This is a genomic window from Streptomyces sp. NPDC007189 (assembly GCF_040703635.1).
Lineage (GTDB): Bacteria > Actinomycetota > Actinomycetes > Streptomycetales > Streptomycetaceae > Streptomyces.
Window position 1 is genome coordinate 290907 of sequence record NZ_JBEYEY010000006.1, and the last position, 18399, is coordinate 309305.

Annotated in this window: 20 protein-coding genes; 6 read left to right on the plus strand and 14 right to left on the minus strand. The window is 73.4% G+C overall.

The genetic code is table 11. The annotated features are described in order from the left end of the window. The first annotated feature begins 7 nt into the window (after positions 1-7). The 5 genes from AB0950_RS15505 to AB0950_RS15525 are packed head-to-tail and all read left to right on the plus strand — an operon-like array spanning position 8 to position 5505. Positions 8-1195, plus strand: a complete 1188-nt coding sequence (locus AB0950_RS15505) for an ADP-ribosylglycohydrolase family protein (protein WP_366778698.1) — start codon at positions 8-10, stop codon at positions 1193-1195. Then, positions 1183-2613 (plus strand): ADP-ribosylglycohydrolase family protein, encoded by a 1431-nt coding sequence (locus AB0950_RS15510; RefSeq protein WP_366778699.1) that lies wholly within the window; start codon positions 1183-1185, stop codon positions 2611-2613. The genes AB0950_RS15505 and AB0950_RS15510 overlap by 13 nt, the downstream gene beginning before the upstream one ends. After that, positions 2610-3503 (plus strand): ribokinase, encoded by an 894-nt coding sequence (rbsK, locus tag AB0950_RS15515; RefSeq protein ID WP_360150205.1) that lies wholly within the window; start codon positions 2610-2612, stop codon positions 3501-3503. Before AB0950_RS15510 ends, rbsK begins: the two co-directional genes overlap by 4 nt. Further along, positions 3500-4696 (plus strand): CoA transferase, encoded by a 1197-nt coding sequence (locus tag AB0950_RS15520; RefSeq protein WP_366778700.1) that lies wholly within the window; start codon positions 3500-3502, stop codon positions 4694-4696. Before rbsK ends, AB0950_RS15520 begins: the two co-directional genes overlap by 4 nt. Next, positions 4693-5505, plus strand: coding sequence for a CoA ester lyase (locus AB0950_RS15525; RefSeq protein WP_366778701.1), 813 nt, complete (start codon positions 4693-4695; stop codon positions 5503-5505). The genes AB0950_RS15520 and AB0950_RS15525 overlap by 4 nt, the downstream gene beginning before the upstream one ends. Positions 5506-5580: 75 nt before the next feature. Here the strand turns inward: AB0950_RS15525 and lgt are convergent, their stop codons facing one another. The 10 genes from lgt to hisI form a co-directional block, all read right to left on the minus strand. Next, positions 5581-6597 carry a prolipoprotein diacylglyceryl transferase gene (gene lgt, locus AB0950_RS15530; RefSeq protein WP_366778702.1) on the minus strand — a complete coding sequence of 339 codons (1017 nt, stop codon included), beginning with the start codon at positions 6595-6597 and terminating at the stop codon, positions 5581-5583. Positions 6598-6697: 100 nt separating this feature from the next. After that, complete coding sequence (locus AB0950_RS15535) at positions 6698-7477, minus strand: thioredoxin domain-containing protein (RefSeq protein WP_360150193.1); 780 nt, start codon at positions 7475-7477, stop codon at positions 6698-6700. A gap of 111 nt (positions 7478-7588) precedes the next feature. Beyond that, positions 7589-8407: a tryptophan synthase subunit alpha gene (trpA, locus tag AB0950_RS15540; protein WP_360150190.1), complete on the minus strand. Its 819-nt coding sequence runs from the start codon at positions 8405-8407 to the stop codon at positions 7589-7591. After that, positions 8404-9687 carry a tryptophan synthase subunit beta gene (gene trpB / locus AB0950_RS15545; RefSeq protein WP_360150187.1) on the minus strand — a complete coding sequence of 428 codons (1284 nt, stop codon included), beginning with the start codon at positions 9685-9687 and terminating at the stop codon, positions 8404-8406. Before trpB ends, trpA begins: the two co-directional genes overlap by 4 nt. 323 nt (positions 9688-10010) lie before the next feature. Next, a complete protein-coding gene (gene trpC / locus AB0950_RS15550; RefSeq protein WP_360150184.1) occupies positions 10011-10820 on the minus strand; it encodes an indole-3-glycerol phosphate synthase TrpC in 810 nt (269 codons plus the stop codon). Between the two features lie 133 nt (positions 10821-10953). Continuing rightward, positions 10954-11346, minus strand: coding sequence for a DUF2752 domain-containing protein (locus tag AB0950_RS15555; protein WP_366778743.1), 393 nt, complete (start codon positions 11344-11346; stop codon positions 10954-10956). 188 nt (positions 11347-11534) lie between these two features. Further along, positions 11535-11795, minus strand: coding sequence for an HGxxPAAW family protein (locus tag AB0950_RS15560; RefSeq protein WP_366778703.1), 261 nt, complete (start codon positions 11793-11795; stop codon positions 11535-11537). Between the two features lie 178 nt (positions 11796-11973). After that, complete coding sequence (locus tag AB0950_RS15565; protein ID WP_360150178.1) at positions 11974-12612, minus strand: TIGR02234 family membrane protein; 639 nt, start codon at positions 12610-12612, stop codon at positions 11974-11976. Between the two features lie 71 nt (positions 12613-12683). Continuing rightward, positions 12684-14162 carry an anthranilate synthase component I gene (locus tag AB0950_RS15570; protein WP_366778705.1) on the minus strand — a complete coding sequence of 493 codons (1479 nt, stop codon included), beginning with the start codon at positions 14160-14162 and terminating at the stop codon, positions 12684-12686. 11 nt (positions 14163-14173) lie between these two features. Beyond that, positions 14174-14575: a phosphoribosyl-AMP cyclohydrolase gene (gene hisI, locus AB0950_RS15575; RefSeq protein ID WP_360150172.1), complete on the minus strand. Its 402-nt coding sequence runs from the start codon at positions 14573-14575 to the stop codon at positions 14174-14176. Between the two features lie 83 nt (positions 14576-14658). Here hisI and AB0950_RS15580 point away from each other — a divergent pair, with 83 nt between their 5' ends. Beyond that, complete coding sequence (locus tag AB0950_RS15580; RefSeq protein WP_360571440.1) at positions 14659-15294, plus strand: TIGR03085 family metal-binding protein; 636 nt, start codon at positions 14659-14661, stop codon at positions 15292-15294. A 20-nt stretch (positions 15295-15314) separates the two neighbouring features. Here AB0950_RS15580 and AB0950_RS15585 read toward each other — a convergent pair whose 3' ends face one another. From AB0950_RS15585 to AB0950_RS15600, 4 genes are all read right to left on the minus strand, one after another. Next, positions 15315-16547: an MFS transporter gene (locus AB0950_RS15585; RefSeq protein WP_366778706.1), complete on the minus strand. Its 1233-nt coding sequence runs from the start codon at positions 16545-16547 to the stop codon at positions 15315-15317. Positions 16548-16560: 13 nt separating this feature from the next. Continuing rightward, positions 16561-17148: a helix-turn-helix domain-containing protein gene (locus AB0950_RS15590; RefSeq protein WP_360150163.1), complete on the minus strand. Its 588-nt coding sequence runs from the start codon at positions 17146-17148 to the stop codon at positions 16561-16563. Between the two features lie 85 nt (positions 17149-17233). Beyond that, positions 17234-17989: an imidazole glycerol phosphate synthase subunit HisF gene (gene hisF, locus AB0950_RS15595; protein WP_360150160.1), complete on the minus strand. Its 756-nt coding sequence runs from the start codon at positions 17987-17989 to the stop codon at positions 17234-17236. A gap of 6 nt (positions 17990-17995) precedes the next feature. Beyond that, on the minus strand, positions 17996-18388 hold the full coding sequence (locus AB0950_RS15600; protein ID WP_360150157.1) for a RidA family protein: 393 nt from the start codon (positions 18386-18388) through the stop codon (positions 17996-17998). Positions 18389-18399 lie beyond the last annotated feature (11 nt).

Below are 18399 nucleotides of genomic sequence, written 5' to 3' on the forward strand. Positions count from 1 at the left end.
GCCCAAAGTGCCCCAAGAGCCCGAAGAAGAACGCGGTCGGCGGTCCTCGCCCGGTCTCGACGAACGGATCACCGGCGCCCTCGTCGGGGCCGCCGTCGGCGACGCCCTCGGCGGCCCCGTCGAGGGGTACTCCCCCGACCAGATCTCCGAGCGCCACGGCGGCCGCGTCCACGGCATCGTCGGCCCCTGGCACGGCGACGCCTGGCGCACCGCCCGCCCGCTCGCCCCGTACCACAAGGGCGACGGCCACGTCACCGACGACACCCTGATGACGCACGCCCTGATCCGGGTGTACGCCCGCGTCCGCGACCACCTCGACGCCTACGCCGTCGCGGACCATCTGGTGCCGGACCTGATGACCAACCCGCGCTGGGTCCCGGAGCTGGAGACCGAGACCCTGCCGCTGCACCGCCTCTTCCTCGCCGAGAAGTGGCTCGTGGCCCGGCTCGCCCACGGTCACGTGGACCCCCGGGAGGCGGGCGTCGGCAACATCGTCAACTGCGGCGCGGCGATGTACATGGCCCCCGTCGGCCTGGTCAACGCGGCCAACCCGGCCGCCGCCTACGCCGAGGCGCTGGACGTCGCCGGCGCCCACCAGTCGTCGTACGGCCGTGAGGCGGCCGGTGTCCTCGCCGCGGCCGTCGCCGCCGCCACGGCACCGGGCGCGACCCCGGACTCGGTGGTCACCGCGTGCCTGTCCCTGGCGAAGGACGGCACCCGTGAGGCGATCGAGAAGGTCTGCGAAGTGGCCGCGGGGCACCGGGACTTCGAGTCGGCGCTACGGCCGCTGCGCGCGGCGGTCGCCCCGTACGACACCGTCGGCCCCGACTACCGCGCGCCCTCCCTCGGCGCCCGCCGCCCCTCCCGGCTGCACGCGATCGAGGAACTCCCCGTCGCGCTGGGCATGCTGCTGGTCTCCGGCGGCGACTACCGGCACGCCGTGCTCGGCGCGGTCAACTACGGCCGCGACTGCGACTCGATCGCGACGATGGCCGGTGCGCTCGCCGGCGCCCTGGGCTCGCCGGTCCCGGAGGACTGGGCGAAGACGGTGGCGGAGGCCAGCCGGCTGGACCTGTGGGAGCCGGCCCGCACGCTCGCCGAGGTCACGCGGGAGGTCTTCCGGCAGGACGTACACAGGCGGCGCGCGCACGAGCGGGCGTTCGCGGACCTCGGAGGCGCCGCATGCTCCGACTGACCTGGGTCCAGCCGGAGGACCTGCTCGGCCACGAGATCCGCCAGGCCCGCCTGGACGGGCGCGAGCCGTCGCGGATCGAGGCGCGCTGGCGGGCGGCGGGCGGCCCGGACGCGCCGCCCCGCGCGGGAGCGTCCGCCCACGGGGTGTCCCGCTATCTCCGGCTGCTGGCGGAGGACCTGCTGGACGAACTGGCCGACCTGCCCAGTGCGTTGTCGGAGGACGAGCCGACGGACCTGGCCCGCATCAAGTCCCTGTGCCCGGACTGGCCGGTGCCACGGGGTGGCGGCGAAGCGCCGTCACGCGACCGCGGGCAGGACGCGGCTGCTCGCGCAGTTCCCCCTTCGGGGCGCTTCCCGGCCGCCCTGGAAGCCGCCTGGCTGGGCCGGGCCATCGGGTGCCTCCTCGGCAAACCCGTCGAGAAACTCCCCCTCGACGGCCTCCGCGCCCTCGCCCGGGCCACCGGCAACTGGCCCCTCACCGCGTACTTCACGGCTCGCGGCGTACCGGGCGACCTGCTCGCCGAGTACCCCTGGAACCGGCGCTCGGCCGCCACCTCGCTCGCCGAGAACATCGACGGCATGCCGCAGGACGACGACCTCGACTACCCCCTGCTCAATCTGCTGCTCCTGCAGCGCCACGGAAGGAGGTTCACCACCGCCGACGTCGCCCGGCTCTGGCTGGACGAACTCCCGCCCGGCCGCGCCTTCACCGCCGAGCGCATCGCCTACCGCAACCTGCTCACCGGCATCGAACCCCCGCACACGGCCCGCCACCGCAACCCCTTCCGGGAGTGGATCGGCGCCCTGATCCGCGCCGACGTGCACGGCTGGACCAACCCCGGCGACCCGGCCGCCGCGGCGGAGCAGGCGCACCGGGACGCGGTCCTCACGCACACCGCCAACGGCGTCTACGCGGCGATGTTCACCGCCGCCGTCATCGCCGCGGCCGCCACCGGCGACCATGACGTCCACGCCTGTCTGCGCACCGGCCGTACGGTGATCCCGCCCCGCTCCCGGCTCGCGCGGGCGGTCGACCACGCCGTCCGGCTGGCCACGGACCACGAGGACTTCGACGAGGTCGTGGACCGGCTGCACGCCCGCTACTCCCCCACCCACCACTGGGTCCACGCCATCCCCAACACCGCACTGCTCGCCGCGGCCCTCACCCACGCCGACGGCGACTTCAGCGGCTCCGTCTGCCGTGCCGTGTCGGGCGGCTGGGACACGGACTCCACCGGCGCCACCGCCGGAAGCGTCGCCGGGCTGCTCGCGGGCGACCCCGCCGCCCTCCCCGAGCGCTGGCGCGCCCCGCTGAAGAACCGGCTCGCCACCACCGTCGCCGACTTCGACGGCACCGGCTTCGACACCCTCGCCCACCTCACCCACCAGGCAGCCCACTGGGAGGCGATCCGCTCATGACCCACATCGTCGTCCTCGGCAGTACCAACATGGACCTCGTCACCTATGTCGCCAAGGCCCCGCAGCGCGGGGAGACGGTGACGGGACGGGAGTTCCGCACGATCCCCGGTGGCAAGGGCGCCAACCAGGCGATCGCCGCGGCCCGCGCCGGCGCCACCGTCTCGATGATCGGCGCGGTCGGCAACGACGCCTTCGGCCTGCGGCTGCGCGACACCCTGGAACACTCCGGTGTGGACACCGACTCCCTGCGCACGGTCGAGGGCCCGTCCGGCACCGCGCACATCGTGGTGGACGACGAGGGCGCCAACTCGATCGTGGTCATCCCCGGCGCGAACGGCACCGTCGACCACCTCTCCCCCGGCGACGAGGGGGTGATCGCCTCCGGCGACGCCCTGCTGCTCCAGCTGGAGATCCCGCTGCGCGCGGTCGTCCTGGGCGCCGAAGCGGCCCGCCGGCACGGGGTCCGTACGGTGCTCACCCCGTCCCCCGCGCAGCAGCTGCCGCCCGCACTCCTCGCCGTCACCGACCTGTTGGTGCCCAACGAGTACGAGGCGGTCACCCTCACCGGCCGCACCGACCCGCGCGAGGCCGCCGCCGACCTGCTGCAGCTGGTGCCCGAGGTCGTCGTCACCCTGGGCGCGACCGGCTGCCTGTATCTGGCCCGGGGCGCCGAGCCGCTGGTGGTCCCGGCGCCGCGGGTGACGGCCGTCGACTCCACCGGCGCCGGGGACACCTTCGCCGGCGCGCTCGCGGTGGCCCTGGCCGAGGAGAAGCCGGTGCGGGAGGCGCTGTCCTGGGCGGCGGCCGCCGCGGCGATCTCCGTCCAGCGGGCCGGGGCGTCGGTGTCGATGCCGTACCGTCCGGAGATCGACGCCCTGTGCACCGCATGAGTACGACGACCCCGCCGCTCGCCGGTGTGCGGGTGCTGGACCTGGCGACGCTGTTCGCGGGCCCGCTGGCCGCCACTCTGCTCGGCGACTTCGGCGCCGACGTGATCAAGGTCGAGCATCCGCGCAGGCCCGATCCCTCCCGCGGGCACGGCCCGGCCAAGCACGGCGTCGGCCTGTGGTGGAAGGTGCTGGGCCGCAACAAGCGCACCATCACCCTGGACCTGTCCACGCCCGGCGGCCGGGCCACCCTGCTGCGGCTCGCCGCCACCGCCGACGTGGTGATCGAGAACTTCCGCCCCGGGACCCTGGAGAAGTGGGCGCTGGGCTGGGAGGAGCTGTCGGCCGTCAATGCCCGGCTGGTCCTCGCCCGGGTGACGGCCTTCGGCCAGTTCGGCCCCTACGCGCACCGGCCCGGCTTCGGCACCCTCGCCGAGGCGCTGAGCGGTTTCGCCGCGATCACCGGCGAACCGGACGCGCCGCCCACGCTGCCGCCCTTCGGGCTCGCGGACTCCGTCGCCGGTCTCGCGACCGCCTGCGCGGTGCTCACCGCGCTGGCCGCGCGGGGGCGCACCGGCGCCGGGCAGGTCGTGGACATGGCGATCATCGAGCCGATCCTGTCGGTCCTCGGCCCCCAGCTCACCTGGTACGACCAACTCGGTCACGTCCAGCAGCGCACCGGCAACCGCTCCGCGAACAACGCCCCGCGCAACACCTACCGCACCGCCGACGGCCACTGGGTCGCCGTCTCCACCTCCGCGCAGTCGGTCGCGGAGCGGGTGATGCGGCTGGTGGGCCGCCCCGAGCTGGCCGAGGAACCGTGGTTCGCCACCGGCGCGGACCGGGCCGCCCACGCCGACGAACTGGACGAGGCGGTCGGCTCGTGGATCGCCGCCCGCACCCGCGCCGAGGTGCTCGCGGCGTTCGAGAAGGCGGAGGCGGCGGTGGCCCCGGTCCAGGACGTCCGGGACGTGCTGGCCGACCCCCAGTACCAGGCCCTGGGCACGGTCGCCACCGTCGACGACCCGGAGCTGGGCCCGCTGCGCATGCAGAACGTCCTGTTCCGGCTCTCCGCGACGCCCGGCGCGATCCGCTGGGCCGGCCGCCCGCACGGCGCCGACACCGAGGCGGTCCTCACCGAGCTGGGTCTCACCCCGGCCGAGCTGCACACCCTGCGCGAGGAGGGCGCCCTGTGACACCGCACCCGCTGACCTGGCTCTACGTCCCCGGCGACCGCCCGCCCGTGGTGGCCAAGGCGCTGGCCGCGGGCGCCGACGTGGTGGTCATCGACCTGGAGGACGCGGTCGCCCCCGACCGCAAGGATTACGCCCGCGCCGCCACGGCCGACCGCCTCGCCGACCCCCAGCCGGTGCCGGTGCACGTCCGCGTCAACGCCCTGGACAGCCCCTGGGCGGCGGCCGACCTGGGCGCGCTGGCGCGGCTGCCGGGCCTGTCCGGCCTGCGGCTGCCGAACGTGACGGGCCCGGCCGAGATCCTGCGGGTCGCCGCCGCCACCCCGGTGCCGCTGTACGCCCTGCTGGAGACGGCCCTCGGCGTCGAGCACGCCTACGCCATCGCCTCCGCGCACCCCGCGCTGCGGGGCATCGCCCTCGGCGAGGCGGATCTCCGGGCCGACCTGGGCGTACGGGCCGACGCGGGCCTCGACTGGCCGCGCTCCCGGGTGATCGTCGCCGCCCGCGCGGCCGGTCTCGCCCCACCGCCGCAGTCGGTCCACCCCGACATCCGCGACCTGGACGGGCTCGCCGCGTCCTGCGCGCACGGCCGCGCCCTCGGCTTCCTGGGCCGCGCCGCGATCCACCCCCGCCAGCTCCCGGTGATCGAGCGGGCCTATCTGCCCACCCCGGCGGAGATCGAACACGCCGAGACGGTCATCAAGGCGGCGGCGGCCCAACCCGGCGCCCAGGCCCTCCCGGACGGCCGCTTCATCGACGCGGCAGTGGTGACGACGGCCCAGCGCACCCTGTCACTGGCCCACAGAAGGTGACCTTTTGGGCAGGCCCCGCACACGCCGAGGGCGCCCGGGGAGTTCCGGGCGCCCTCGGCGTCGTACGGCCGGCGGTCAGCTCTTCTTGGTCGCCGACTCGGGTTCGTCCTTCGCCTCCACCGGGTCCGCCTGCTCCGCGGCCTCCGGCTCGGGCTTCTCCTCCGCCTCGGGCTTCTCCTCCGGCTCGGGCTTCTCCTCCGGCTCGGGCTTCTCCTCCGGCTCGGGCTTCTCCTCCGCGTCGGCGGGGTCCGGAGTCTCACCGGCCGCCTCGGACACCGCCTCGGGTTCCACCACGGCTTCCCTGCCCGGCCGCTTCTTCGACGACACCACGATGTACGCGACCGCCGCGAGGAACACGAGCATCGCGGTCCAGTCGTTCAGGCGGAGGCCCAGGATGTGGTGGGCGTCGTCCACGCGCATGTACTCGATCCAGCCGCGGCCCACGCAGTACGCGGCGACGTACAGGGCGAACGCCCGGCCGTGCCCCATCGAGAAGCGGCGGTCGGCCCAGATCACCAGCAGGGCCACGCCGATGCACCACAGGGACTCGTACAGGAAGGTCGGGTGGTAGTAGCCCGGCACCCGGCCGCCCTCGGAGGAGGTGATGTGCAGCGCCCAGGGAACATGCGTCTCGCGGCCGTACAGCTCCTGGTTGAACCAGTTGCCCCAGCGGCCGATGGCCTGCGCCAACGCGATGCCGGGGGCGACGGCGTCCGCGTACGCCGGCATGGGGATGCCGCGGCGGCGCGCGCCGATCCACGCGCCGAGCGCGCCGAGCGCGATCGCGCCCCAGATGCCCAGGCCGCCCTGCCACACCTTGAAGGCGTCCACCCAGTCACGGCCGGGGCTGAAGTACAGCTCGTAGTCCGTGATCACGTGGTACAGCCGGCCGCCGACCAGGCCGAACGGCACAGCCCAGACCGCGATGTCGGCGACCGTCCCGGCCCGCCCGCCGCGGGCGATCCAGCGCTTGTTGCCGAGCCAGACGGCGACGAAGACGCCGATGATGATGCAGAAGGCGTAGCCGCGCAGCGGGATGGGGCCGAGGTACAGCACCCCGCGCGACGGGCTGGGAATGTAGGCAAGTTCCATGGCAGGTCCGACGCTACCGTGCCGGGCCGTGGTGACGGCAAGCAGCCCGGCTACGGGTGCATAACGGGGGCGGGTGAAAAGGGCCCCGCGAGGAAGATCCTCAGCCGCGGTCGGCCGCCTCCACCATCTGCTTGAGCTTGGCTGGGGTCATCGTCCGGTCCTGGTAGATGTTCTTGCCGTTGAGCAGGACCGCGGGCGTGCCGGTGAAGCCGCCGGACTGGAACGCCTTGTGGGACTTGTCCACCCAGCTGTCGTGGGTGCCGTTCTTGACGCACTTCTGGAAGGCGGGCGTGTCCAGGCCGCCGACCTTGCCGGCCAGCTCGATGAGTTTGCCGTTGTCGCTGAACGCGTCGTCGGTCTCCTTGGGCTGGTTCGCGTACAGCACGTCGTGGTAGTCGCGGAACTTTCCGGCGTCCTGGGCGCAGGCCGCGGCGTTGGCCCCGCGCAGCGAGCCGGTGCCGCCGAGATTGCCGTCGATCAGCCGGACCAGGTGGTACTCGATTCTGAGCTTGCCGGAGTCGGCCAATTCGTGGAGCGTGGGGCGGTAGGCGACCTCGAAGGCCTGGCAGGCCGGGCAGCGGACGTCCTCCCAGACGGTGAGCGTGGACTTCGCGCCGTCCTTGCCGACCGGGATCGCGAGACTGTCCTTGCCCTGCGCGCCCGAGGGCGCCACGACCGGGCCCGCCGCCTTCTCACCGCCCTTGTCCTTGCCGGCGTTCGCGGCGACGATGCCGATCACCGCCGCGAGGCCCAGCACGCAGACGACGCTCGCGCCCACGATCAGGGTGCGCCGACGCTTCTCCGAGGCCTTCTGCTTCTCGCGCTCGACCGCCAGCCGCTCCCGGGCCGAGCGCTTTCCCTCATGGTTCTTCTCGCTCACACCCCCAGAACGAACCGGGGAGGCACAGCGCGCCTCCCCGGTCCCAGGTCCACCCGTTCGAGTGACCGCCTGTTCTGACAGGGGTGTTCTGATAGGGAAAGTGACCTGCGGTTACGCCTGTCCGCGCACGCCCTTCGCCAGCTCCTCGGCCAGTTCGCGGACCGCCTCGAGGCCGGCCGCGTGGTCCGGGGCGTCCAGCATCCGCTTCACGAAGGCCGAGCCGACGATCACGCCGTCGGCGAAGCCGGCGACCTCGGCGGCCTGGGCGCCGCCTGAGACGCCGAGGCCGACGCAGACGGGCAGCTCGGTGCCGGTGGCGCGGGTGCGCTCGACCAGGTTCTGGGCCTGTGCGCCGACGGATTCCCGGGTGCCGGTGACGCCCATCAGGGAGGCGGCGTAGACGAAGCCGCTGCCCGCCGCGGTGATCCGGGCGAGCCGCTCGTCCTTGCTGCTCGGCGCCACGACGAAGACGGTCGCCAGGCCGTGCTTCTCGGCGTGCTCCCGCCACAGCGCCGACTCCTGCACGGGCAGGTCGGGCAGGATGCAGCCCGCGCCGCCCGCCTCGGCCAGCTCGGCGGTGAACCGCTCGACGCCGTAGCGGTCGATGGGGTTCCAGTACGTCATGACGAGCACCGGCTTGCCGGTCGCGTCGTAGACCTCGCGGACCGTGCGCATGACGTCGGCGATCCTGACGCCGCCGCGCAGGGCGATGTCGTCGGCGGTCTGGATGACCGGGCCGTCGAGGACGGGGTCGCTGTGCGGCAGACCGACCTCCACGACGTCCGCACCGCCGTCGAAGACGGCCTTGATCGCCTCGATGCCGCCGTCCACGGTCGGGAACCCGGCCGGGAGGTAGGCGATGAGCGCGGAGCGGCCCTCGGCCTTGGCGCCCGCGAGGGTGTCCGTCAGCAGCCGGATGTTCCCGCTCACTTGGCGTCCCCCTCGATCTCGGCGGTGGCGGTTTCGTCGGCGGCCACTTCTGCGTCGGTGTCGTACAGGCCGAAGTAGCGGGCGGCGGTGTCCATGTCCTTGTCGCCGCGGCCGGACAGGTTGACGACGATCAGCCCGTCCCGGCCCAGCTCCCTGCCGACCTCCAGGGCGCCGGCGAGGGCGTGGGCGCTCTCGATGGCCGGGATGATGCCCTCGGTGCGGGACAGCAGGCGCAGGGCCTGCATGGCCGCGTCGTCGGTGACCGCGCGGTACTCGCCGCGGCCGGTGTCCTTGAGGTAGGAGTGCTCCGGGCCGATGCCCGGGTAGTCCAGACCGGCCGAGATGGAGTACGGCTCGGTGATCTGGCCCTCGTCGTCCTGCAGGACGTAGGAGCGGGAGCCGTGCAGGATGCCCGGCTCGCCCGCGGTCAGGGTGGCCGCGTGCTCGCCGCTCTCGATGCCGTGCCCGGCGGGCTCGCAGCCGATGAGCCGCACGCCCTCGTCGGGGATGAAGGCGTGGAAGAGGCCGATGGCGTTGGAGCCGCCGCCGACGCAGGCGATCGCGGCGTCGGGCAGCCGGCCGGCGCGCTCCAGGAGCTGGCGGCGGGCCTCCACGCCGATCACGCGGTGGAAGTCGCGGACCATGGCCGGGAAGGGGTGCGGCCCGGCGACGGTCCCGAACAGGTAGTGGGTGTGGTCGACGTTGGCGACCCAGTCCCGGAACGCCTCGTTGATGGCGTCCTTCAGGGTGCGGCTTCCGGACTTCACGGCGACGACCTCGGCGCCGAGCATGCGCATCCGGGCCACGTTCAGGGCCTGCCGCCTGGTGTCGACCTCGCCCATGTAGATGGTGCAGTCGAGGCCGAACAGCGCGCAGGCGGTGGCAGTGGCGACGCCGTGCTGTCCGGCGCCGGTCTCCGCGATCACGCGCGTCTTGCCCATGCGCTTGGTGAGCAGCGCCTGGCCGAGAACGTTGTTGATCTTGTGGGAGCCGGTGTGGTTGAGGTCCTCGCGCTTGAGGAAGACGCGGGCGCCGCCGGCGTGTTCGGCGAAACGGGGGACCTCGGTGAGGGAGCTGGGGCGGCCGGTGTAGTTGACCAGCAGGTCGTCGAGTTCGCGGGCGAACTCGGGGTCCTGCTTGGCCTTGTCGTACTCGACGGCGACCTCGTCCACGGCGGCGACGAGGGCCTCCGGGATGAACTTGCCGCCGAACGCGCCGAAGTAGCCCTCGGCGCTGGGCACCTGGCCGCTGGGGTCAGGGAAGAAGAAATCGCTGGGCATGCGAATACCTCACGGTGAGTGCGTGAAAAGACACTGATCGCCGTGGGGGCGGAGCCTGTCGTACGACCTCAGGCCGTATGTGGCTGGTCGGGCCCGCGCGACGGAGTCGCATGGTCGGATACAGCCCCGCGCCCCTTTGGGGCGCGCTGCCATCGACGTCCGTTCACCTGCCCAGGTTCGTCACCGATGACGTACCGCACGCGACGACCGTGGACACGCCGCGCCGGGGCACGGCAGCCTCTCGGGCGGCAGCCGCGCGCCAGGCGCGCGTGCCGGTCCACGGTCGTCACGGTGAGAGTCATCGGGGTCAGCCTAGCGGGTGATCAGCTCCGGCCGTGCCGCAGCGCGGGGTGCTCGCCCGCGGCGACCAGGTCGGCGACGGCGGTCTTGGGATCGCGGCCGGTGACCAGGGACTCGCCGACCAGGACCGCGTCGGCGCCGGCGTTGGCGTAGGCGATCAGGTCGTGCGGGCCGCGGACGCCGGACTCGGCGACCTTGACGAGGTGGCCGGGGATCTCCGGCGCGACCCGCTCGAACGTGCCGCGGTCGACCTCCAGCGTCTTCAGGTTGCGCGCGTTGACGCCGATGATCTTGGCGCCCGCGTCCACGGCCCGCTCCACCTCGTCCTCGTCGTGCACCTCGACGAGCGGGGTCAGCCCGATGGACTCGGCGCGCTCGATCAGCGACTCCAGGGCCGGCTGGTCCAGGGCGGCCACGATCAGCAGCGCGAGGTCGGCGCCGTACGCGCGTGCCTCCCACAGCTGGTACGACGTGACGATGAAGTCCTTGCGCAGGACCGGGATGTCCACGCGCGCGCGGACGGCCTCCAGGTCGGCCAGCGAGCCGCCGAAGCGGCGCTGTTCGGTGAGGACGGAGATGACGGCCGCGCCGCCCGCCTCGTAGTCCGCGGCCAGCCCGGCCGGGTCGGCGATCGCCGCCAGCGCGCCCTTGGAGGGGCTGGAGCGCTTGACCTCGCAGATCACCTTCACGCCGTCGCCCTTGAGCGCGGCCACCCCGTCCTTGGCGGCGGGGGCCTTGGCCGCGCGCTCCTTGAGCTCGTCGAGGCTGACGCGTGCCTGCCGCTCCGCGAGGTCGGCACGGACGCCGTCGATGATCTCGTCGAGCACACTCACGCGAGCGGCCCCCTTTCAGACGGTGGTTCCTTCAGGTTGTGAAACCCGTGGTCATTGCGATGGTATCCGGAGGTGTGGCCGGCTCTCGCATCCGGTGGACGCCGGTCCCACTACCTGGACGTTCCAGTGATGATCAAGGATGCAACCAGCCACCGGACGGCAGGTTCCGGACAACGGTGAACACCAGCAGCAGCACGCCGATCCCCCACATCGGCGCCGGCCGCAGCTCCAGCCGGAACGGCAGGCCCCGCACCGCGCGGACCACCCATACGGTCCACAGCACGGCGAAGCCCAGGTAGGCGGCCACGCCCAGCGCGTTGTCCCGCAGGGCGGCGAACAGGTCGCCGTGGACGAAGGCGTGCGCGCTGCGCAGCCCGCCGCAGCCGGGGCAGTACAGGCCGGTGAGCCGGTACAGGGGGCAGACGGGGTAGTGACCCGGTTGGTTCGGGTCGACGGCCCCGACGTATGCGAAGGCGCCGGCGACGGCCGCGAGCAGTCCCGCGGGGACGGCGAGCCGCCGCCACACGGTGGCGTGCGGGGCCGGTGGTGCGACCGTGGACGGAGCCGGGCACGTGTCGGGGTTCACCCCAGCATTGTCCCCTGCGATCCATCGCCCCGCGCGCCGGTGTGCGAAGGCGGGCCGGGAGACGCCGAGGGGCGGCCCGCACCCTGTACGGGTGCCGGGCCGCCCCTCGGGGGAAGCCGTGTGCGCGGTCAGCTCTCCACGCCGGCCGGCTCGCGGGTCGCGGCGGGGGCGCCGGTGGCCTCGAGCGGCTTGGGGGTCTGGCCGAGGCCCATGGCGCGCATGACGCCGCCGACCACCGCGCCGGCGACGATGAGCACCATGCCGGCCCAGAAGCCGACGGGCTGGGCCATCACCATGAAGGCGCCCGCCACGCAGAAACCGATGAACGAAATGATGACACCGGTCCAGGCGGCCGGGGTGTGACCGTGGCCGTGGCTGCTGCCCGCCATGTCTGTGCTCCTCGTTGCTGTGTACGTGTCCAGGGGAGCGTCGTACGCGACGTACGGCTCCGAGCCCGTCCGTCGCTGACCGAGCCGGACGCTCGCGTCCATTGTCCCGTACGCGCGTGTGCGCCGGACGCGGGGGTGGCGTCTGGTTCGCCACATCCGGGCGGGGTCATGGCGGGGGTCAGGAGCCGGTCGGGTCCTCGCCCCGGTCCAGGGCCTTCCAGAGTTCCTCGGGGCGCTCCGGGTCGACCGGGCGGGCGGTGCGGCGCGGGCGGTCGGCGCCGCGCTCGTAGCGGCCGGACATCGCGGGCCAGCGGTTGCCGAAGCGCAGCGCCAGCAGGCCGGCCAGCAGGATCAGCGCGCCGCCGGCGGCCGCGACATAGGGCCAGCCGGTGTGGCTGAGCGCGGCGACGGTGGCGGAGGTGTCGCCGCTCGCCTGGGCCGCCTTCTCGTCCAGCGCGGAGCTGTCGGAGGCGGCCAGGAGGGCGGCGGCCACGATGCCCGCGCCGGACAGGGCGAGCAGCCCGGCGACGAGGAGCCGGCCGGCCCTGCGGACGGCGAAGACGGCGACGAGCGCGGCGAGGCCCACTATCGCGAGGGCCGCGGGGACGCCCGTGACGTCGCTGCCCTTGGCGGTCAGCGGGAAGGTTCCGCCGGCCACCGTCGCGGTGCCCTCCGCCCAGCGCTGCCGGGTCGCGAGCAGCGCCACGGCCGCGCCGAGCGCACCGCACAGGAGGGCCACGGCGAGGCTCCGGCGACCGGATCCGGCGGGGCCGGCGGCTTCGGTACGGGGGTGAGGTGCAGCAGTCACGTAGTCCACTATCGCCTGAACCCCGGGCGAACCGTCACCCGGGGTTCGTATGACAAACGCCCCATGTGCCGGGAGGGGCCCTACGCGCCGAGCCGGTTGGCCGTGTGGACCGCGCGGAGGACCGCCGCCGCCTTGTTGCGGCACTCCTGGTCCTCGGCGACCGGGTCGGAGTCGGCGACGATGCCGGCGCCCGCCTGGACGTACGCCGTGCCGTCGCGCAGCAGGGCCGTACGGATGGCGATCGCGGTGTCGGAGTCGCCGGCGAAGTCCAGATAGCCGACGCAGCCGCCGTACAGGCCGCGCCGGGACGGCTCCAGTTCGTCGATGATCTGCATCGCGCGGGGCTTGGGGGCGCCCGAGAGGGTGCCCGCGGGGAAGCAGGCGGTGAGCACGTCGAAGGCGGTGCGGCCCTCGGCCACCTTGCCGGTGACGGTCGAGACGATGTGCATGACGTGCGAGTAGCGCTCGATGGACATGAAGTCGACCACCTCGACCGAGCCGGGCTCGCAGACCCGGCCCAGGTCGTTGCGCCCGAGGTCGACCAGCATCAGGTGCTCGGCGCGCTCCTTGGGGTCGGCGAGCAGTTCCTCGGCGAGGGCCTGGTCCTCCTGCGGGGTGGTGCCGCGGGGCCGGGTGCCGGCGATGGGGTGGACCATCGCCTGGCCGTCCTCGACCTTGACCAGGGCCTCGGGGGAGGAGCCGACGACGTCGAAGCCGTCGAAGCGGAACAGGTACATGTACGGCGACGGGTTGGTGGCCCGCAGCACCCGGTAGACGTCCAGGGCGCTCGCCGTGCACGGGGTCTCGAACCGCTGGGAGGGCACGACCTGGAAGGCCTCGCCCGCGCGGATGCGCTCCTTGACGTCCTCGACGGCCACCTGGAAGTCGGGGCCGCCCCACAGCGCGGTGTACTCGGGCAGCTCGGACGGCGGCAGCGCGGCCGGGGGCTGGGCGACCGCGCGCGTGAGGTCGGCCTCCATGGCGTCGAGCCGGGCGACGGCGTCGGCGTAGGCCTCGTCGACGCCGGTGTCGAGGTCGTTGTGGTTGATCGCGTTGGCGATCAGCAGGACCGAGCCCTCCCAGTGGTCCATGACGGCGAGGTCGCTGGTCAGCAGCATGGTCAGCTCGGGGAGCTTCAGGTCGTCGCGCTCGCCGGGGCCGATCTTCTCCAGGCGGCGGACGATGTCGTAGCCCAGGTAGCCGACCATGCCGCCGGTGAAGGGCGGCAGGCCGTCCTGCTGCGGGGTGTGCAGGGCCTGGATGGTGGCGCGCAGGGCCTGCAGCGGGTCGCCGTCCACGGGGACGCCGACCGGCGGGGTGCCGAGCCAGTGGGCCTGTCCGTCGCGTTCCGTCAGGGTCCCGGCGGAGCGGACGCCGACGAAGGAGTACCGGGACCAGGAGCGGCCGTTCTCCGCGGACTCCAGCAGGAAGGTGCCGGGGCGCTCGGCGGCCAGCTTGCGGTAGAGCGCGACCGGGGTGTCGCCGTCGGCGAGGAGCTTGCGCGTGACGGGGATGACGCGCCGGTCGGTGGCGAGCTTGCGGAAGGTCTCGAGGTCCATGGCCGCTGACCTTACTGATCCGAGCCTGCGGGAGAGGCGGAGGCGTCCTTGAGGAGCACGTCCTCGTCGAAGCAGGTGCGCGCGCCGGTGTGGCAGGCCGCGCCCACCTGGTCGACCTTGACCAGCACGGTGTCGGCGTCGCAGTCCAGCGCGACCGACTTCACCCACTGGACGTGGCCGGAGGTGTCGCCCTTGACCCAGTACTCCTGGCGGCTGCGCGACCAGTAGGTGCAGCGGCCGGTGGTCAGCGTGCGGTGCAGCGCCTCGTCGTCCATCCAGCCGAGCATGAGCACCTCTCCGGTGTCGTACTGCTGGGCGATGGCGGGCAGGAGACCGTCGGCGCTGCGCTTGAGGCGGGCGGCGATCTCCGGGTCGAGGCTGCTGGGCCGGGGAGTCCCGGTCGTACTGGTCATGGGTGCCATTGTGCCGCGCGGGTATGACAGTGCCGGTGCCGTGTCCACTGCGCGGACTCGCCGGCTGGTCGTAGGCTGGCCCCATGTCGACCTTCGCCAAGCGTGAACGGCTGCTGCTCGCCGACCTCTTGGAAACCGTCGGTCCGGACGCCGGGACCCTCTGCGAGGGCTGGCGGACCCGGGACCTGGCCGCGCACGTCGTCGTGCGCGAGCGCCGCCCGGACGCGGCCGGGGGCTCCCTGATCAAACAGCTCGCGCCGCGCCTGGAGAAGGTGATGGCCGAGTACACCGCGAAGCCGTACGAGGAGCTGATCCAGCTGATCCGTACCGGCCCGCCGCGGTTCTCGCCGTTCCAGCTGAAGCAGGTCGACGAGGCGGCCAACATCGTCGAGTTCTACGTCCACACCGAGGACGTCCGGCGCGCCCAGCCGGACTGGACGCCGCGCGAGCTGGACCCGGTCTTCCAGGACGCCCTGTGGTCGCGGCTCGAGCGCACGGCGCGGCTGGTGGCCCGGGGGGTGCCGACGGGTCTGGTGCTGCGCCGCCCGGACGGGCAGACGGCGGTGGCGCACCGGGGCGCGCCGGTGGTGACGGTGACCGGCGAGCCGTCGGAGCTGCTGATGTACGCGTTCGGCAGGCAGGACGCGGCCAAGGTGGACGTGCAGGGCGACGCGGACGCGATCGCCAAGCTGCACGAGTCGAAGCAGCTGGGCATCTGAGCCGACGGGGCGTGCCGCGCTCAGCCCGGGAGCTGCGCGCGGCGCAGGGCCGGTACGGCGAGGGCGACGACCCCGCCGAGACCGCAGACGGCGGCGCTGACGGCGTAGACCGGGCGGAGCCCCCAGGCGCCGATCGCGGCGGCCGCGAACGGCATGGACAGCGGGGTCAGACCGAGGCTGACCAGGCTGGAGACGGCAGTGACCCGGCCCAGGTACGCGGGGTCGGACTGGGTCTGCAGCAGGGCGCCGCACAGCGCGCCGCTGAGCCCGGTGAGCAGGCCGACGAGCAGGGCGGTGGCGGCGGCCGCCAGGAGGGTGGGGACGTAGGCGAGGGCGCCGACGGCCACGGCCCCCACCGCACAGGCCCACCCGGTGACCAGCCCGGCGCGCGGCAGCCGCCCCCGCACCGCCAGCAGCAGCGAGGCGGCTCCGGCGCCGGTCCCGAACCCGGCCAGCACCCAGCCCATCCCGGCGGCGCCCCAGCCGCGCCGCTCGGCGAGCAGGGTCAGGCCGACGTTCAGCGGACCGACGAAACCCAGGTCGCCGAGGGCGATGGCCAGCATCAGCGGGGCGAGGACGCGGTGGCGGCGGATGTAGCGCAGACCGGCGCCGAGGTCGCTCCAGGTGGTGGTGCCGTTCCCGGATCGGGGCAGTTGCCGTACCCGCACGGAGAGCAGCAGGGGCACCGAGACGGCGATGAGCAGCCCGGCGAGTGCGAACGCCGCGGCCGCGCCGCCGAGGGCCACGGCCAGCCCGCCCAGCGGGGCGCCGACCACGCTGGAAATCCGGATGGCCAGGCCCCGCATCCCCTGGACCCGGGCGAGCTGGTCCTTGTCGGTGAGACGGGCCGGCAGGGCGCCCACGGCGGGCAGGAACACGGCGTCGACCGTGCCGAAGACCAGCGCCAGCAGGGCGAGCGGCCACAGCCCAAGGCTGGTGAGGAACAGCAGCGCGGCCACGGCGAGGACGGCCGCACACCGCACGGCGTCACTGCCGATGACGACCCGGCGCGGCCCGAACCGGTCGGCGACGACTCCCCCGCCCAGCATCAGCACGGCCCGGGGCAGCGCGCTCGCCGACATCACGAGTCCGGCCTGGGCCGGGGTTCCGGCTTGGACGGCGGCCCAGGACAGGGCGAGGTAGTAGACGCTGTCGCCGAGCATCGAGGAGGTGTAGGCGGCGAGCCAGCGCCGGACGTTGGGGTCGCGATGGGCCTGCGGCGCGGTCGCCGGCGGTATGAGCGTGGCGGTCACGGGAGGGGTCCTTTCAGGCGCGGAACGGGAAGCCGTACAGGTGGAGCGCCACGTGCTCACGCCCCTCGGTCTCGCCCGCGGCCTCGGCGGCCCGGCCCCGCGCGTCGAACCTGCGCAGAAGGGCGGCGAACTCGTCCTTCAGCTCGGTGAGTTCGGCCGGGGTCAGCCGCATCCAGGACTCGGTGTCCATCGACGCGGTGTTCCACTCGGGCCCCCAGGTGGGGCGCTCGTCCAGGTAGCGGCGGTACTGGTCGGCCCGCTGGTCGTGGAAGAGCCGGGTGGCCGCCAGGTGCGCGGCGGCCTTCCCCGGTTCGCCCCGGAAGTCCTCGTCCCGGATGGTCACCCCGTCCGACGCCGGCCGCCACCAGCGCTCACGGCCGTCCGCCGTCTGCGGCTCGGCCTCCTCGATCAGCCCGTGATCGGCGAGCTTGCGCAGGTGGTAGCTGACCAGGGAGACGGCCTCGTCCACGTGCTCCGCGAGCCGGGAGGCGGTTGCCACCTCCTCCATGCACAGCAGCCGGTACAGGTTGGCCCGCAGCGGATGCGCGAGGGCCTTGAGCGTGCCCAGGTCGGTGATGCGGCGGTTCTCGTCTCTCGCCATGCGCCCGACCGTAGATACGAAAGAGAAGTTGCACAACAGATTTTGCGCAACTTCTCTTTCGTATCTGGCGAAGCTCAGCGCAGCGTCACCGCACCGGGTGGCCCGCCTCCCGCAGTGTCTGCTTCACCTCGCCGATGCGCAGGTCGCCGAAGTGGAACACCGACGCGGCCAGCACGGCGTCCGCGCCCGCCTCGATCGCCGGGGGGAAGTCGGCCAGCTTGCCGGCGCCGCCCGAGGCGATGACGGGGACGGTGACGTGCTTGCGGACGGCGGCGATCATCTCCAGGTCGTAGCCGTCCTTGGTGCCGTCGGCGTCCATGGAGTTGAGCAGGATCTCGCCGGCCCCCAGCTCCGCCGCCCGGTGCGCCCACTCCACCGCGTCGATGCCGGTGCCGCGCCGGCCGCCGTGCGTGGTGACCTCGAAGGATCCGGTCGGCGTGCGGCGGGCGTCCACCGACAGCACCAGCACCTGCCGGCCGAAGCGCTCGGCGATCTCACGGATCAGGTCGGGCCGGGCGATGGCGGCGGTGTTCACGCCCACCTTGTCGGCGCCCGCCCGCAGCAGCTTGTCGACGTCCTCGGCGGTCCGGACGCCGCCGCCGACCGTCAGCGGGATGAACACCTGCTCCGCGGTGCGGCGTACCACGTCGTACGTCGTCTCCCGGTCACCGGAGGACGCGGTGATGTCCAGGAACGTCAGCTCGTCGGCGCCCTCGGCGTCGTACACCTTGGCCATCTCGACGGGGTCGCCCGCGTCGCGCAGGTTCTGGAAGTTCACGCCCTTGACGACCCGGCCGTTGTCCACGTCCAGGCAGGGGATGACTCGGACCGCCAGGGTCATGACTGCTCAGGCTCCTCTGAATGCTTCGAGTTCTACTTCGACCAGGATCCGCGGATCGACGAACCCCGCCACGACCAGCAGGGTCGACACCGGGCGCACGGAGTCGAAGAGCTCCTTGTGCGCGCGGCCCACTGCGTCCACGTCCCGGGCATGGGTCAGGTACGTCCGCGTACGGACGACGGAGTCGACGCCGAGCCCGAACTCGGCGATCGCCTCGAGGGCGCTGGTGAAGGCCACCTTGGTCTGTTCGTACGGGTCGCCCTCGCCGTAGAGGACATCGCCCTTGAAGGACGTCGTGCCCGCCACCAGCACCCGGTCGCCCGCCGCGACGGCGCGTGCGAAACCGAAGCTCTCTTCCCAGGGACTTCCGCTCTGCACACGCCGCACGGCATCGCTCATGACACTGTGTC